Raw genomic sequence first — 16,452 nt, 5'->3', positions numbered from 1 at the left:
GCGAGATCACCGCTGCGCATGTCGCCGATGTCCTGTCGCTACAGAACGCGGCGGTATTGGTCGCCGCCCGGGGCCGGTTCATGCAGGCGCTGCCGGCCGGCGGCGCGATGACCGCCGTGCAGGCCACCGAAGACGAGGTGCGGCCGCTGCTGACGCCCGACGTCGGCATCGCGGCGGTCAACGGGCCCGCCTCCGTGGTGATTTCCGGCCCCGGGCGGCGACCAATACCGCCGCGTTCTGTAGCGACAGGACATCGGCGACATGCGCAGCGGTGATCTCGCCGACCGAGTGACCCATCACGAAATCGGGCCGCACACCCCAGGATTCGAGCAGCCGGAACAACGCGACTTCAACGGCGAACAGGGCCGGCTGCGCGAATTCGGTGGTGTTCAGCAGGTTTTCGTCCTGGCCCCAGACGACGTCGCGCAGGGGCCGCAGCAGGTGCTGGTCCAATTCGCCCAGCGCGGCGTCGAACGCCTCGGCGAACAGCGGGTACGCGGCGTACAACTCCCTTCCCATGCCGAGCGTTTGGGAGCCCTGGCCCGGGAAGACGAAGACGGTCTTGCCGCCGGACGTTGCCAGGCCACGAACCACCGAGCCGCCCAGCTCGTCGCGGGCCAACTCGTCCAGCCCGGCCAGCAGGCCGCCGCGGTCCGCGCCGACGACGACGGCCCGATGCTCGAAGTTCGACCGGCCCGCCAGCGACCACCCCACGTCGGCGACGTCCAGTTCGGCGTGGGTGCGAAGGTGCGTCGCCAGCCGGGTGGCCTGCGACGCCAGGGCCGTCGCCGATTTCGCCGACACCATCCAGGGCACGACCGGCAGCTCGGGGCGCTGCACGACGCGCTCCGACCCGGCGGGCGCGGCTTCGATGATCACGTGCGCGTTGGTCCCGCTGATGCCGAACGAGGACACCCCGGCGCGCAGGGTCTTGCCCTGCGACGGCCAGGGCCGGGCTTCGGTCAACAAGCTCACGGCTCCCAGCGACCAATCCACATGGGGGCTGGGCTCGTCGACGTGCAGCGTGGCCGGCAACATCTCGTGGCGCATCGCCAAGACCATCTTGATCACACCGGCGACACCGGCCGCGGCCTGGGTGTGACCCATGTTCGACTTGATCGACCCAAGCCACAGCGGTTCGGCCCGGTCGCGTCCGTAGGTGGCCAACAATGCTTGGGCCTCAATGGGATCGCCCAACATCGTTCCGGTTCCGTGGCCCTCGACCGCGTCGACCTCGGCCGCGGACAGCCCGGCGTTGGCCAGCGCCGCCCGCACCACCCGCTGCTGCGACGGGCCGTTGGGTGCGGTCAGTCCGTTCGAGGCGCCGTCCTGGTTGATCGCCGAACCCCGCACCACCGCAAGCACGCGGTGCCCGAGGCGCTCGGCGTCGGACAGGCGCTCCACCACGAGCATGCCGCCGCCCTCGGAGAATCCGGTGCCGTCGGCCGCGCCGGCGTAGGCCTTGCACCGGCCGTCGGCGGACAGCCCGCGCATGCGGCTGAACTCGACGAAGATGTCCGGGGTGGCGTTCACCGTGACGCCGCCGGCCAGGGCCAGATCGCATTCACCCGAGCGCAGCGACTGCACCGCCATGTGCAAGGCCACCAACGACGACGAGCATGCCGTGTCCACCGAGACCGCGGGGCCCTCCAGCCCGAGCGCATACGAAATGCGGCCCGACGCCACACTGGACGACTGCCCGGTCAGCCGGAAGCCCTCGGCGGCCGGCGGGGCGCCGATTCCGTAGCCCTGCGTGTACACCCCGGCGAACACGCCGGTGGCGCTGCCGCGCAGCCCGCCGGGCTCGATTCCCGCGCGCTCCAAGGCTTCCCAGGACAACTCGAGGAACAGCCGCTGCTGCGGGTCCATGGCCAGCGCCTCGCTCGGGGTGATGCCGAAGAAGGCGGGATCGAAGCCGGCAACGTCGTCGACGAAGCCACCGGTGCGGGTGTAGCACGTGCCCGGGACGTCGGGGTCCGGGTTGTACAGCCCGTCCAGGTTCCAGCCGCGATCGGTCGGGAATTCCGAGAGCACGTCGCGGCCGTCGGTCAGCATGTCCCACAGGTCCTCGGGGGAATTCACCCCACCGGGATAGCGGCACGACATGCCGACGATCACGATCGGATCGTCGTCGGTGGCGCGCACCACCGGGGCGTGCTTGACCTCTTGCGGCGCTCCGGCGAGTTCGGTGCGCATGTAGCTGGCCAGGCCGTTGGGCGTCGGGTAGTCGAAGATCAGCGTGGGCGAAAGCGCCAGTCCCGTGGAGGTTTTGAGCCGGTTGCGCATCTCGACCGCGGTCAGCGAGTCGAAGCCCAACTCCTGGAACGCCTTGTCCGGGTCGATCGCCTCGGCGGTGGTGTTGCCCAGCACCGTCGCGATGTGCGAGCGCACCAGGTCCAGCAGCACCGCCTGCTGCTCGGCCTCGGGCAGGCCTTGCAGGCGATGCGCCAGAGCCGATTTCGATTTCGCGGCGGCGAGCGAGTCGTCGACTCGGCGGCGCACCGGCGCGTTGACGAGGTCGCTGAACATCGGTGGCACCGCGAGGGCGTGGGCGCGCAGCGCGCCGAGATCGATGCGGGCGGGCGCCATGAACGGTTCGTCGACGATCAGCGCGGTGTCGAACAACTCCATCGCCTCGGCCGACGACAAGGCCAGGATTCCGTCGCGGCCCAGCCGGGCGCGGTCGGCCTCGGCGAGCCCACCGGTCATCGCGCTGGCCTGATCCCACAGCCCCCACGCCAGCGATATCGCCGGCAGCCCGTTGGCGCGCCGATGCGCGGCCAACCCGTCCAGGAACGAGTTGGCCGCCGCGTAGTTGCCCTGGCCCGACGAGCCCACCAGCCCGGCCATCGAGGAGAACATCACGAACGCCGACAGGTCCAGGTCTCGGGTCAGTTCGTGCAGGTTCCACGCCGCATCCACCTTGGCCCGCAACACCGCGTCGACGCGTTCGGGCGTCAGCGAGGTGACCATCGCGTCGTCGAGCACGCCGGCCGCGTGGATGACGGCCGAAAGCTTTGGCACCGCGGCGATTAGCGCCGCCAGCGCGGTCCGGTCGGCGGCGTCGCATGCGACGACCCGGACCCGGGCACCCGCGGCCTCCAACTCGGCGACGAGTTCGGCCGCACCCGGTGCGTCGGGTCCGCGGCGGCTCAGCAGTGCCAGGTCCCGGACGCCGTGGTGCGCCACCAGGTGGCGGGCCAGCGTCGCACCCGCCATGCCGGTGCCGCCGGTGATCAGCACCGTGCCGTGAGCCAGCCCGGCACCAGGCCCAAAAGGCATCGTCATGACGACCTTGCCGACGTGGCGGGCCTGGCTCAGGTAGCGCAACGCGGTGCGCGCGCGCCGCACGTCAAACGTCGTTACCGGCAACGGCTTCAGCACCCCGGCATCGAACAGCCCGGCGAGCTCCAGCATCCACTGATGCATCCGGGGGCGGCCCGGCTCGAAGAGGTCGAAGGCGCGATAGCGCACGCCCGGATATTCCTGGGCGACGGCGTCGGGGTCGCGGATGTCGGTCTTGCCCATCTCCAGGAACACGCCACCGGGCGCGACCAGCCGCAGCGAGGCGTCGACGAATTCGCCGGCCAGCGAGTCCAGCACGATGTCCATCCCGGCCCCGCCAGTGCCCGCCCGGAACTTCTCCTCGAAATCCAGGCTGCGGGAGTCCGCGATGTGGTCGTCGTCAAAGCCCATGGCCCGCAGGGTGTCCCACTTGCCGCGGCTGGCCGTCCCGAACACTTCCAGGCCCAGATGCCGGGCCAGCCGGACGGCGGCCATCCCGACGCCGCCGGCCGCCGCGTGCACCAGCACGCGCTGTCCCGGTTGGGCGTCGGCCAGGTGGATGAATGCCATGTAGGCGGTGGTGAAAACGGCGGAGATGGCGGCGGCTTCGGGGTAGGTCCAGTCTTCGGGCTTGTGCACCAGCAGGCGGACGTCGCCGGCGACCAGCGTGCCGCTGCCGTCGGGGAAGAAGCCGTACACCGAATCGCCGACCGCGAACTCGGTGACCCCAGGCCCGACTTCGACCACCACGCCGGCGCCTTCGCCGCCGAGCAGCGCGTCGTGGGTGAACATGCCCAGGGTGATCATCACGTCGCGGAAGTTCGCGGCGATCGCGCGCAGGGCCACCCGCACCTGCCCGGGCTGCAGCGGCGCCTCGGCGTCGGGCACCGGCTCCAGGCGCAGGTTCTCGAACGTGCCCGCGCTGCTGATGCCCAGCCGCCACGGCCCCTCGGTCGGAGGCGTCAGGAGACCGTCCACCGCGCGGCTGCCCTGCACCCGCGGGTGGTAATACGTGCCGCCGCGCAGCAACACCTGCGGCTCGCCGAGCGCGAGGACGGCGGCGATCGCCCGATCATCCAGCGGCACATCGGTGTCCACGAGGACGATCCGGCCGGGGTGCTCGGTCTGCGCCGACCGTGCCAGCCCCCACACCGCGGCGCCGGCCAAGTCGGTGACGTCCTCCCCCGGCAATGCCATCGCACCGCGGGTGGCCACCACCAGCACGCCGGAATCATGCTCGGACAACCACGACTGCACGGCCGCCAGCGCCTGGTGCGTGCGCTCATGGGTCCGCGTGGCCGGGTCGTGCTCGGCGGCAAGGGATTCGAAGACCTCGTAGGCAGGGGGCTCGGCGTCGGCGGTCGTCGCCGTCGACGGCGCCCAGTTCACCTCGAAGAGCCGGTCGGGGCCCGCGCCGGAGACCGCCGCGCGCAGCTGCTGCTCGCTGACCGGGCGGGCCGCCATCGCCCGCACCGACAGCACCGGCAACCCGAGCCCGTCGGCGAGCTCGATGGAAACCGCGTTGGACGCCGACGTACCGGCCGGCGCGATGCGCGCGCGCACCGCCGACGCGCCCGCCGCGTGCAGCGACATACCCTCCCAGGAGAACGGCAACACGACTTCGTCAGTCCCGCCGGCGATTTGATGTCCCATCACCAGCGCGTGCATCGCCGCGTCCAGCAACGCGGGGTGCACACCGAACCCGTTGACGCCCCCGGCGGCGTCGGGCAGCCGCACCTCGGCGAACACCTCGTCGCCGCGGACCCACGCCGCGGTCAGGCCCTGGAACGCGGGGCCGTAACCGTAACCGCGCGCCGCCAAGCGTTCGTAGCCGTCGGCCGGGTCGGCGGCGGCGGCGCCGGCCGGCGGCCAGACCGACAGGTCCGCGGCGGGCTCGACCGACCCTTTGCCGAGCGTGCCCTCGGCGTGGCACACCCAGCCGGAGCCGGCGTCGTGGCGCGAGAAGATCGACACGCCGCGCCGGCCGCTCTCGTCCTCGGCCCCCACCACGACTTGCACGGCGACCGAGCTCGACCCGGAATCCCTGGCGGGCAACATCAATGGCGCCTGCAGCGTCATTTCGTCGACCGTCGAGCAACCGACTTCGTCACCGGCGCGGATCGCCAACTCGACGAACCCCGCTCCGGGGAACACGGCCACCCCGGACACCGCGTGATCGGCCAGCCACCCCTGCAGGCTGGCCGACAACCGGCCCGTCAGCAGCACGCCGCCGGAGGACGGCAGCTCCACGACAGCGCTCAGCAGCGGGTGCTCGCTGGTTCCCAGGCCCAAGCCCGTGGCGTCGGCCGCGACCCCTTCGCCGGAAAGCCAAAACCGGCGGCGGTCAAAGGCGTAGGTCGGCAGCTCCACGAAGCCCGCCCCGTCCAGCGCCCCGCGCCAGTCCACGCTCACTCCCGCGACGAACGCGGTGGCGGCCGAGGTCAGGAACCTCTCGAGCCCGCCGTCATCGCGGCCCAGCGTGGGAACGACGATCGCCTCACTGATTTGGGGGCTGTCGCCCGCCAAGCAGCTGTTGGCGGTGTCTTCGATACCGGCGATCAACGCGGGGTGCGGACTGGATTCGATGAACGTCCGGAATCCGTGTTCGCACGCGCTGCGCACGGCCTGGTCGAACTGGACGGTCTGCCGGATGTTGCGATACCAGTAGTCGGCGTCCAATCCCGCGGTGTCCAACCGGTTTCCGGTCACGGTCGAGAAAAACGCCGTGCGCGAGGACCGCGGCTCGATGCCGGCCAACACCTCGGCGAGCTCGCTTCGGATCGCCTCGACCTCGACCGAATGCGACGCATAGTCGACGTCGATCCGCCGGGTGCGCAGCTCCAGGTCGGCGCAGAACCCGGCGAGTTCGTCCAGCGCGGCCCCGTCGCCGGATACCACGACCGCCGACCGGCCGTTGACGGCGGCGATGCTGACGCGATTTCCGTAGGGCGCCAACAGCTCCCGGGCGCGCTCGGTGCTGCATGCGATGGACAGCATGCCGCCGGGGCCGGCCAGCGACCTCAGCAGCTTGCTGCGCAACGCGACCACCCGCGCGGCGTCGGTCAGCGACAGCGCGCCGGCGACGTACGCCGCGGCGATCTCGCCCTGCGAGTGCCCGATCACCGCGTCGGGACTGACCCCCACCGACTTCCACAGCTCGGCCAGCGACACCATCACCGCAAACAGCACCGGCTGTACCACGTCTACCCGGTCCAAGCCCGGGGCGTCGGGGGCGCCGCGCAGAACGTCGGTCAGCGACCAGTCGACGAACTCGGCGAAGGCCTCCTCGCAGGCCTGGATCTGTTGCGCGAATACCGGTGCGGCGTCCAGCAATTCGAGGCCCATGCCCAGCCATTGGGAGCCCTGGCCGGGGAAGACGAAGACGGTCTTGCCCGCCGGGGCGGCGGTTCCCCGGATCACCGATGCGGGTTCGTCTGCCGCCAGCTCGTCCAGCCCGGCCAGCAACCGGTCCCGGTCACCGCCCACGATGACCGCGCGATGCTCGAACGCCGAGCGGCCGGCCAGCGACCAGCCGACGTCGGCAACGTCGAGCTCTGGATGCGCACCGAGATGCTGAGCCAACCGAGTGGCCTGTAGTTGCAACGCCTTTGCGGACTTCGCCGAGAGCACCCACGGCACCACGGCCGGTGTCGGGCGGGCCTCCCGCGGATCGGCCTCGGGCACCGCCTCCACGATCACGTGCGCGTTCGTGCCGCTGATCCCGAACGACGACACGCCCGCGCGGCGCGCGCGGCTCGCCGGCCACGGTTGGGCCTCGGTGAGCAGAGACACCGAGCCCGCCGACCAATCGACGTGCGGGCTGGGCACGTCGACGTGCAGGGTTGCCGGGAGGGTCTCGTGGCGCATCGCCTGCACCATCTTGATCACCCCGGCGACACCGGCGCCGGCCTGCGTGTGACCCATGTTCGACTTGATCGATCCCAGCCACAGCGGCGCGTCGCGGTCCTGGCCGTAGGTCGCCAACAGCGCCTGCGCCTCGATCGGATCGCCCAGCGTGGTCCCGGTGCCGTGGCCCTCGACGACGTCGACGTCGGCGGCCGAAAGCCCGGCGTTGGCCAGCGCGGCGCGCACCACCCGCTGCTGCGACGGGCCGTTGGGCGCGGTCAGCCCGTTCGAGGCGCCGTCCTGATTGACGGCCGAACCGCGCACCACCGCCAACACCGGATGCCCCAGCCGTCGCGCGTCCGACAACCGCTCGACGACCAGCATGGCCCCGCCCTCGGACCAGCCGACGCCGTCGGCGGCGCCCGCGTAGGCCTTGCAGCGGCCGTCCGGCGCCAGCCCGCGGTGCCGGCTGAATTCGACGAAGACCGTGGGCGTGGCGTTGACGGTGGCGCCGCCGGCCAGGGCCAGGTCGCACTCGCCCGTTCGCAGCGACTGCACCGCCATGTGCAGGGCCACCAGCGACGACGAGCACGCCGTGTCCACCGACACCGCCGGGCCCTCCAGCCCAAGCACATACGACACCCGGCCGGAGGCGACGCTGGAGGTCATGCCGGTGAGCCGGTAGCCCTCGATCTCCTCGGCCAACATGCCGTAGCCCTGCACGATGAGGCCGGCGAAGACGCCGGTGGCGCTGCCGCGCAGCCCGCCGGGATCGAGCCCGGCCCGCTCCAACGCCTCCCAGGACAGCTCTAGCAACATCCGATGCTGGGGATCCATCGCCAGCGCCTCGCTGGGCGCGATGCCGAAGAACGCGGCGTCGAAGTCCGCGACACCGTCCACGAAGCCACCGGTGCGGGCGTACGTCTTGTGGCGCGCGTCGGGATCGGGGTCGAACAACGCCGCCACGTCCCAGCCGCGGTCGGTCGGAAAGTCCGTGATCACGTCGCGACCGTCGGCGACCATCTGCCACAGGTCCTCCGGGGTCTCGACCCCGCCGGGGAAGCGGCACGACATCCCGACGATGGCGATCGGCTCGCTTGACCGCTCCAGCAGCGCACGGTTGGTGCGCTTCAGGCGTTCCACCTGGACCAGCGCTTTGCGCAGCGCTTCGGTCGCATGCTGGAGTTGATCCATCACTAACCTCGCCTAACCCTCACCTGGCAGGTGGGCCGTCTGGTAACCGCCGGATGCGGCGTGTGCCGAGCGCCCTTGCCGAGTCACAGAAGTTGCTGCACGAATCGGTCTCGTGGATTTTTCGACCAGCGCCGACAAGCTTCGTGCTGCTCTCCGACCCAAGAATGTCGCTCGTGAGTATGGCCAACTCCGGCAGGATTTCAAAACGTCCGATACTCCCGGCTGCTAAAAGAGGAACGGCGCCGACCTCTAAACCCGAATGAAAATGGCCCGCCGCCCATGGCGCGACTGTACTCGGCAACCCATCGGTGGTGGTCAAGGCGGAGTTAGACGCCCACCCGGCGCCAACCGTCGGCGGCGCGGGCGGCCCGGATCAGCACGTCGCACAGCTCGCGTAACTCGGCCGTCGCGGCCCCCTCGTCGAGCGCGGTGGCGACGTCCTCCGCCGCGCATCGCACCTGGTAGACGCGATCCGAGAGGTCGGCAGCGTCCTCGGCGGACAGCACCACCGCATCGGCGGGCACGGCTCCAGCATCGCCCCGATTCAGCAAGGCCCGTTGCTCGTAGGCGCGTTGCCGGCAGGACTGCCGGCAGTACTGGCGGCGACGGCCCATCCCGGCGTCGGTCACGTCTCGACCGCACCACCGGCACGGGTGGGGGCGGGCGCGGCGGGTCACGCCTGCCGAGGATAGTCGGCCTTAGTCGGCAATCCCGTATCATTGAAGGTCGCGTCGCGTATGCCGCGTGTCGGCCTGGGAACTACGCGGGCCGTCGTTACGTTTGCTAAACGGAATTTGCACCACAGCCCACAGGATCTATAAGGAGTAGCAGCCATGGCCGATCGCGTCCTGAGAGGCAGTCGCCTTGGAGCCGTGAGCTACGAGACCGACCGCAACCACGACCTCGCGCCGCGTCAGATCGCGCGGTACCGCACCGAGAACGGCGAGGAGTTCGAGGTTCCCTTCGCCGACGACGCCGACATTCCCGGCACCTGGCTGTGCCGCAACGGCATGGAGGGCACCCTCATCGAGGGCGACCTGCCCGAGCCGAAGAAGGTCAAGCCGCCGCGCACGCACTGGGACATGCTGTTGGAGCGCCGCTCGGTCGAGGAGCTCGAAGAGCTGCTCAAGGAGCGCCTCGAGCTGATCCGGTCCCGTCGCCGCGGCTAACCGCGGTTGTTGGCCCGGATCGCGCGGGGCCGCGTGGTTCGCCCCTCGATGCCCCACCGGGTGACTTTGACCAGCGCCTCGCGGATGTTCGATCCGCTCATCTTGGAGACGCCGAGTTCGCGCTCGGTGAAGGTGATCGGCACCTCGGCGATGACGAACCCGTTGCAGACCGTGCGCCAGGTCAAGTCGATCTGGAAGCAATAGCCCTTGGAGTCCACGCCGTCCAGGCCGATCGTCTCGAGGACTTCGCGGCGGTAGGCGCGGTAGCCGGCGGTGATGTCATGCACGCCGACGCCGAGGGCGACCCGCGCGTAGGTGTTGGCTGTCCACGACAGCGCCCAGCGCCGCCACGGCCAGTTGCGCACCGCTCCGCCCTCGACGTAGCGCGAGCCGATCGCCAGATCGGCGCCGGCGTCGACCGCGTCCAGCAGCAGGTGCAGCTGTTCGGGCGCGTGGCTGCCGTCGGCGTCCATCTCGACGAGCACCGAATAGTCGCGGCTCAGACCCCAGGCGAATCCCGCCAGGTAGGCCGCGCCCAGGCCGTCCTTGACGGTGCGGTGCATCACATGGACGTGCTCGGGGTCGGCCGCCGCGAGTTCGTCGGCGAGCCGGCCGGTGCCGTCGGGGCTGTTGTCGTCGACGACAAGCAGGTGGACATTCGGGCACGCCGCCTTCAACCGCCGGTGGATCACCGGGAGGTTCTCCCGCTCGTTGAACGTCGGGATGATCACCAGGACACGCTCGCTGGGACGGTTGCCCGGGACCCGGGGCGCCGGCTGGCCGGTGGTCATGTAGCTCCTCTGTCTCGCCCGTAATCAGGTAGGCCGCCATCCTCGGGCGGATTGTCATCATCGCCCTCGTCGGGCGGGGGTTCGCCCGGGGGCGTACCGGCGTGTTCCGATTCACCGCGAGGCCTGGACCTCCGAAGAATCGGACGCGCGAACCATCCATTGTGCCGTATCCCGACCAGAATGACCGCTCCGGCCGCTGCGACCAAAACCCACTGCAGGATCGGGCCCCACCGGGTCGCCGGGGTCAGCTTGGTCTTGAGGCGCACCTGCATGTCCAGGTAGGCGGGCTCGAAGAAGTCGGTGCGGACCAGCTCGGCGCCGTCCGGGGCGATCACCGCGCTGATCCCGGTGGTTCCGGCGACCACGACGTAGCGGTCGTGCTCCACCGCGCGGACCTTGGCGAACGCCAGCTGTTGTTCGCTCATCGTCTTGTTGAAGGTCGCGTTGTTGGCGGGCACCGCCAGCAGTTGGGCGCCGTTCAGCACGGCCTTTCGCGGGGCCCGGTCGAAGATGACCTCCCAGCACGTGGACACCCCGACCGGCACCCCGGCGATGTGCACCACGCCGCTGCTTTTGCCGGGAACCATGTGCCCGGCCCGGTCGGCATAGCCGGAGAGGTGCTTGAACAGCCACGGCATCGGCAGGTACTCGCCGAACGGCTGCACGATTTCCTTGTCGTGGCGGTCGGCGGGCCCGGTGACCGGATTCCACACGATCACCGTGTTGGTGTATTGCGCGTTGTCCGGCGTGCGGCCGGGCACGTCGAGCACCGTGCCGACCAGTATCGGCGCGCCGATCGCCGCGACGGCCCGCGCGACCTGCTCGGCGGCGTCGGGATTGGCCAGCGGGTCGATGTCCGAGGAGTCCTCCGGCCAGATCACGAACTGCGGCTGCGGAGCGAGGCCCGCGCGCACGTCCTCGGCCAGCTGCTGGGTCTCGCGGACGTGGTTGTCCAGCACCGCCCGGCGTTGCGCGTTGAAGTCCAGGCCCAGCCGCGGCACGTTGCCCTGCACCGCGGCGACCGTGACCGAGGGTTCGCCGCCCGCTCCCGCCCCGGCGTGCCGCACCTGCGGCCAGATGATGACGGCGGCGAACAACACCAGGCAGATGCAGACGCCCGGCAGCACGACGGCCGGCGGCGGCGCGGGCTCTGTCGCGGCGGCTGCGCCGTCCGGGTGGCCGGTCTTCCACCACTTGACGATCTCCAGCGCGATCGCGGTCGCGCTGAATCCCACCAGGACCACCGCCAGGGACAGCAGCGCCACCCCGCCCAGTTGGACCAACGGCAGCAACGGGCCCTGTGCCTGGCCGAACGCGACCACGCCCCAGGGAAAGCCGCCGAACGGGAAGATCGACTTCAGCCACTCCTGGGCCGCCCACATCAGCGCAAACCAGATCGGCCAGCCGGGCAGCCGTCGCACGACGACGGCGCACAGGCCGAACAGCGCGGGAAACAGCGCGCAGACGGCGGCCAGCACCAGCCAGGGCACGGCGCCCACCAGGGTGCTGATCCACGGCAACAGCGGCACATAGAAGGCGAGCCCGAACAGGAACCCATAGCCGAGGCCGCCCGCCGGTGTCGTGGCCGGATGCCGAAGCACCCAGGCCAGCAGCGCGGCGGCGACGACGGCGGCCCACCACCAGTTCACGGCGGGGAAGCTGGCGAACAGCAGCAAGCCGCCCGCGATGGCAAGCGCCAGTCGCGGCAGGCGGGGCCGCAGCGCGGCCCAGACGCCGGGGAGCCGTGCGATCACCGCCGCGCCGAGCCGCGCGGTCACGGTGCCCTGTCGCGCGGCCGGGCCGGCAGTGCCGGGCGGTTCGGGTTCGGGTTCGCTTTCGGGTTCGTCGGGCGTCGTGGTCCGGTCGATCTCGGCGGCGTCTTCATCCCGCTCCGATTCGGCCTCGTCGCTGATGGGGTCCTGGTCGGGGGTCAGGTCGCCGCCGAACCACTCCCTAGCCATAGATGACAGCGCCTCGATGCACGGTTCGGCGGCAGCGCGGCAGCACGTCGGTGGGGCCCAGGCGCGGCAACGCGGGCACCCGGGAGCGGGGATCGGTGGACCAGCGCTGGACGGCGTCGCGTGGCGCGCGGACATCGAGGGCCCCGGCGTCCCACACGGCGTAGGACGCGGGCGCGCCGGGCACCAGGGTTCCGGCCTGGCCGTCGCGGGCGCCGCTCGCCCGCCAGCCGCCGCGGGTGGCGGCCGCGAACGCGGCCCGCGCCGACACCGCGCTGCCCGGGGTGTGGTGATTGACCGCCGCCCGCACGCTCGCCCACGGGTCGATGCCGGTGACGGGGGCGTCGGAACCGAGCGCGAGGGGCACGCCTTGGGATGCTAACAGCGCAAGCGGGTTGAGTCGGCTGCCTCGTTCGGCGCCCAGCCGCCGGGCGTACATGCCGTCGGCGCCACCCCACAGCGCATCGAAATTGGGCTGCACGCTGGCGATGACGCCCCACGCGCCCAGCTTGGCGGCCTGGTCGGCGGTGACCATTTCTAGGTGCTCGAGGCGGTGCCCGCAGCGGGCGACCGCGGCCACCCCGAGGTCGGCGACGACCCGTTCCAGCGCCGCGACCGCGGCCGAGACCGCGGCATCGCCGATGACGTGGAACCCGGCCGTCACCCCCGCCTCGGTGCAGGCCCGCAGATGGGCCTCGACGGCGTCGGGGTCCAGGTAGCAGGTGCCGACGCGGTCCGGGGCGTCGGTGTAGGGCTCGTGCAGCCAGGCGGTGCGCGAGCCGAGCGCCCCGTCGACGAACAGGTCACCGGCCAGCCCGCGCGCGCCCGTCTCGTCCCGCAGCGCCCGCGCCTCGGCGGCCGTGGTGACGGCCTGGCCCCAGTAGCCGACGATCTCGACACCGGCATCGAGGTCACGCAGTCCCAGCCAGTCGTCGAGCCCGCCGATCTCGGGACCCGCGCATTCGTGCACCGCGACGATGCCGGCCGCGGCGGCGGCCCGCAGCGCGGCCGTGCGGGCCTCGGCCAGCTGCTGGGGCGTCAGCAGGTCGCGGGCGACGGCGCGGACCAGGTGATGGGCGTCGCCGACCAGCGGCCGCTCCGGGTCGAAACCGGCCGCCGCGGGTAGCTCCGCGACGCGACGCCGCAGCGCCGTGGAGGCCAGCGCGGAGTGGACGTCGATGCGGGTCAGGTAGGCGGGCCGGTCACCGAGGACGCCGTCCAGCTCGGCGGTGCTCGGCGGCGCGTTCTCGGGCCACGCCGATTCGTCCCAGCCGTGTCCCCACACCGGCCGGCCCGGGTGAGCGGCCGCGTAGTCGGCGACCATCTGCAGGCAGTGGGCGCGCGACGCGGCGGATTGCAGGTTCAGGCCGCTGAGCGTCAGGCCGGTCGCGGTGAGGTGGATGTGGCTGTCCACGAACCCCGGCGCCACGAAGGCACCGTCCAGGTCCTCGATGTCGGCGCCCGGGAACTGGCTGCGCCCGACGTCGTCGCTGCCCAGCCAGGCGATGACGTCACCGCGGACCGCCATGGCGGTGGCGTCGGGGTGGGTCGGGCTGTGCACCCGACCGTTGACCAGCAGCGTGAGGTTGTCGGTCACAGGCCAAAGCTACGTGTGACGGCGTCGGGATCAATCCCAGGCGGGGTTTCCCGGGTATCCCCCGCGCATCTCGCTGGGCAGGGCCGGCGCCCGGACGTCCCGCACGTCGACGACCTCGCCGTCGATGTAATCGCGGCCGTCGGTTTCGGCCCCGAAAAGTGTCGCTTCGGCGATCAGCGGCACCCGCCGCCGCACGGCACGCATCAGTCCCACGCCGGCGACCCTTCGTATGGGCGGCACCAACAGCAAGAGCCCCAAGGCGGTGGTGACCAGCCCCGGGACCAGCACCAACGCGATGGCCAGCGTGACCAGCGCCCCGTCGCTCGCCGCGTTGCGCGGCTCTCTCAACCCGGACCGCAATTGCCCGATCTGGCGGATGAGCTGGGATCCGGCCATCGGCGCCAGGACCACCCACCCGAGCATGAAGGTGCCCAGCAGCGCCAGCAGCGTCCAGCCCCACCCGACGGACGAGACCAGCGCGATGACCGCCGCGAGCTCGACGACGGCGTAGATCAGGAACAGCCGCGACATCATGTGAGGCCAACGTCCGCGGGCCGCCGGGGAGTTCCCCTGGTGGCGCCCAACACGGCTGCAGTTAGATGACGCTATGGCAACGATTCAGATCGACACCCCAGACGGATCGATTGATGCGCTGTTGAACGTCCCCGAGGGACAGGGCCCGTGGCCGGGCGTGGTGGTGATCCACGACGCGTTCGGTTACGGGCGGGACATGGCGGCGACCAACGCCCGCGTCGCAAAGGGGGGCTATGTGGCGCTCACGCCGAACCTGTACTCGCGGGGCGGCCGGGTCCGCTGCATCACCAGGGTCATGCGCGAGCTGCTGACACAGCGGGGCCGCGCCCTCGACGACGTCCTGGCGGCCCGCGAGCACCTCCAGTCGATGCCGGAGTGTTCCGGGGCGGTCGGCATCGCGGGGTTCTGCATGGGCGGCCAGTTTGCGCTCCTCATGTCGCCCAAGGGTTTTGGGGCATCCGCTCCGTTCTATGGCACTCCCCTTCCCCGCAACCTCGACACCATTCTGGAGGGGGCGTGCCCGATCGTCGCGAGCTTCGGTGGCCGCGACCCGCTGGGCAGGGGCGCCGCCGACAAGTTCCGCGAGGCGACCGCCGCAAAGCGGCTGACCACCGATATCAAGGAGTACCCCGGCGTGGGGCACAGCTTCGCGAACACGCTGCCCGCCCAGCCGCTGCTTCGCATCACCGGTTTCGGCTACGACCAGGCCGCCACCGACGACGCGTGGAGCCGCGTCTTCGCCTTCTTCGGCGAGCATCTGAAGGCGAGCTGAAACACGTTGGGTCACTTCAACTTCTGCGAGACCACCGTTGCGAACGTGTGCGTGTCGCCGGGCCAGCGCGCCGACACGTAGTCGCCGTCGTCGACGACGAAGGCGGGCCGAGAATCGGTGGCGGTGTCGCGCACCATGCCCGATGACTTCAGCCAACGGTGCGGCGTGCCGCTGCCGACGTCTTGAAAATCCGACGGATCCTTAAGCGCGCGAGTGACTTCCGATTGCACGGACATGTACCCGACGGGCTGGCCGGCCTCCTCGGTGTAGGTTCGGTAGTAATTGCGATCCCAGAATCGGGTCAGCCGCGTGAGCCGCCAGGCCAGGCCTTCCATCGCCCATGTCAGCGCGGTGGTCTTGCGCCCGAAAAGCACCGAGCGCCCGGTGGCGGGATCGATGCTGCGGGCGGCGAGCAGCACGCCGTGACAGATCGCGGCGACGATCAGACCTCGCGCGAAGGCATCCACGACGAGCCGCTGCAGAATGTCGCTGTCGATGTAACTGCGCATTCCCCGGGCACGGTGGCCGCCGGGCAGCAGCAACGCGTCGATGCCGTCCAGGCCGGCTTGTGACCAGCTGATCGGACGCTGGAACTCCGCCGAGCGCAGCATGTCCCGGTACGCCTCGCGGCCGTCCTTGTTGGCCCGCAGCATCAGCCCGACGACCGGGAGGCTGCGCAGCATCGGCAGCCTGGACCAGATGTCCAACCCCCGGCCGGTCACCATGATGTCGTCGGCGACGCCGGGCGTGCCGCTTTCGGTGGCGAAGACCACCCGGTGGCCGTCGCGCGTCAGGACCCGCCAGCTGACGGCGACCTCGGTGGGGTCGAAGTCGCGGTCCGGGACCGGGATGAGGACGCTACCCATTTGCCTTAGCCTGGCGCCACTTTCAGCTCGAGGCCGACGTTGCTGTCCATGCCGCCGCGCAGCTTGCTGAAGAAGTTGAAGACCTTGCCGACGATGCCGTACCGCTTGCCGATGGCGTCGTAGACGGCGGCGGTCTGCGACTTGTCGAGGATCGCCGCGGTGCCCTCGACCGCCTCGCTGGTCGGCCGGCCCTGCATGGTGCAGGTGGCGAGCGTGACCCGCGGGGTGTTGCGGATCCGCTTGACCTTCCACGACTTTTCCTGCGTGATGACCAGCAGCCGGTCGCCGCGCTGCTCGTCCAAAGCGGCCCAGACTGGCACCGGCTTGGGCCGGCCGTCCTTGGTGAACGTGGTCAGCAGGAGGTATTGCGCCTTGGCGAGGTCGGCGAAAGTGGGGGTCACGGGTGTCAACCTACGCCCGTCGGCCCGCTCGTGCCGAGC

The 16,452-nt window shown here is 71.0% G+C and carries 7 protein-coding genes and 3 pseudogenes; 3 read left to right on the top strand and 7 right to left on the bottom strand.

The window, feature by feature from the left end; translation table 11 throughout:
• Nucleotides 1-209 (top strand): annotated as a pseudogene (locus tag A9X00_RS32730) (acyltransferase domain-containing protein); the annotation flags it as partial.
• Here the strand turns inward: A9X00_RS32730 and A9X00_RS07075 are convergent.
• Together A9X00_RS07075 and A9X00_RS07070 are read right to left on the bottom strand one after the other, a co-directional pair.
• A pseudogene (locus tag A9X00_RS07075) lies at nt 205-8,328 on the bottom strand (SDR family NAD(P)-dependent oxidoreductase); the annotation flags it as partial. The pseudogenes A9X00_RS32730 and A9X00_RS07075 overlap by 5 nt on opposite strands.
• A 323-nt stretch (nt 8,329-8,651) precedes the next feature.
• Entirely contained in the window at nt 8,652-9,002 is a 351-nt protein-coding gene (locus A9X00_RS07070) for a hypothetical protein (protein WP_082974806.1), read from the bottom strand.
• Nucleotides 9,003-9,158: 156 nt separating this feature from the next.
• Between A9X00_RS07070 and rbpA the strand changes: the two genes are divergently transcribed.
• Entirely contained in the window at nt 9,159-9,494 is a 336-nt protein-coding gene (gene rbpA, locus A9X00_RS07065; RefSeq protein WP_067015244.1) for an RNA polymerase-binding protein RbpA, read from the top strand.
• Here rbpA and lnt read toward each other — a convergent pair.
• The 3 genes and pseudogenes from lnt to A9X00_RS07045 form a co-directional block, all read right to left on the bottom strand.
• Nucleotides 9,491-12,246, bottom strand: a pseudogene (gene lnt / locus A9X00_RS07055) (apolipoprotein N-acyltransferase). The gene rbpA and the pseudogene lnt sit on opposite strands and share 4 nt — an antisense overlap.
• The gene (locus A9X00_RS07050) at nt 12,239-13,771 is read right to left on the bottom strand and encodes an amidohydrolase (RefSeq protein ID WP_082974816.1); all 1,533 of its coding nucleotides are present in this window, start codon (nt 13,769-13,771) and stop codon (nt 12,239-12,241) included. Before A9X00_RS07050 ends, lnt begins: the two are co-directional and overlap by 8 nt.
• 99 nt (nt 13,772-13,870) lie before the next feature.
• Nucleotides 13,871-14,374, bottom strand: a complete 504-nt coding sequence (locus tag A9X00_RS07045) for an FxsA family protein (RefSeq protein ID WP_067151019.1) — start codon at nt 14,372-14,374, stop codon at nt 13,871-13,873.
• A 73-nt stretch (nt 14,375-14,447) separates the two neighbouring features.
• On the opposite strand from A9X00_RS07045, the gene A9X00_RS07040 reads away from it, so the two are divergent.
• The gene (locus tag A9X00_RS07040; RefSeq protein ID WP_067151016.1) at nt 14,448-15,146 is read left to right on the top strand and encodes a dienelactone hydrolase family protein; all 699 of its coding nucleotides are present in this window, start codon (nt 14,448-14,450) and stop codon (nt 15,144-15,146) included.
• 11 nt (nt 15,147-15,157) lie between these two features.
• Here the strand turns inward: A9X00_RS07040 and A9X00_RS07035 are convergent, their stop codons facing one another.
• Nucleotides 15,158-16,012 carry a type 1 glutamine amidotransferase domain-containing protein gene (locus A9X00_RS07035; protein ID WP_067151013.1) on the bottom strand — a complete coding sequence of 285 codons (855 nt, stop codon included), beginning with the start codon at nt 16,010-16,012 and terminating at the stop codon, nt 15,158-15,160.
• 5 nt (nt 16,013-16,017) lie between these two features.
• A complete protein-coding gene (locus tag A9X00_RS07030; RefSeq protein ID WP_067151010.1) occupies nt 16,018-16,413 on the bottom strand; it encodes a PPOX class F420-dependent oxidoreductase in 396 nt (131 codons plus the stop codon).
• Nucleotides 16,414-16,452 lie beyond the last annotated feature (39 nt).

The sequence above is a fragment of the Mycobacterium sp. 1245805.9 genome (genome assembly GCF_001672915.1).
Taxonomy (GTDB): Bacteria; Actinomycetota; Actinomycetes; order Mycobacteriales; family Mycobacteriaceae; genus Mycobacterium.
This window is presented reverse-complemented; position numbering and strand designations above follow the sequence as displayed.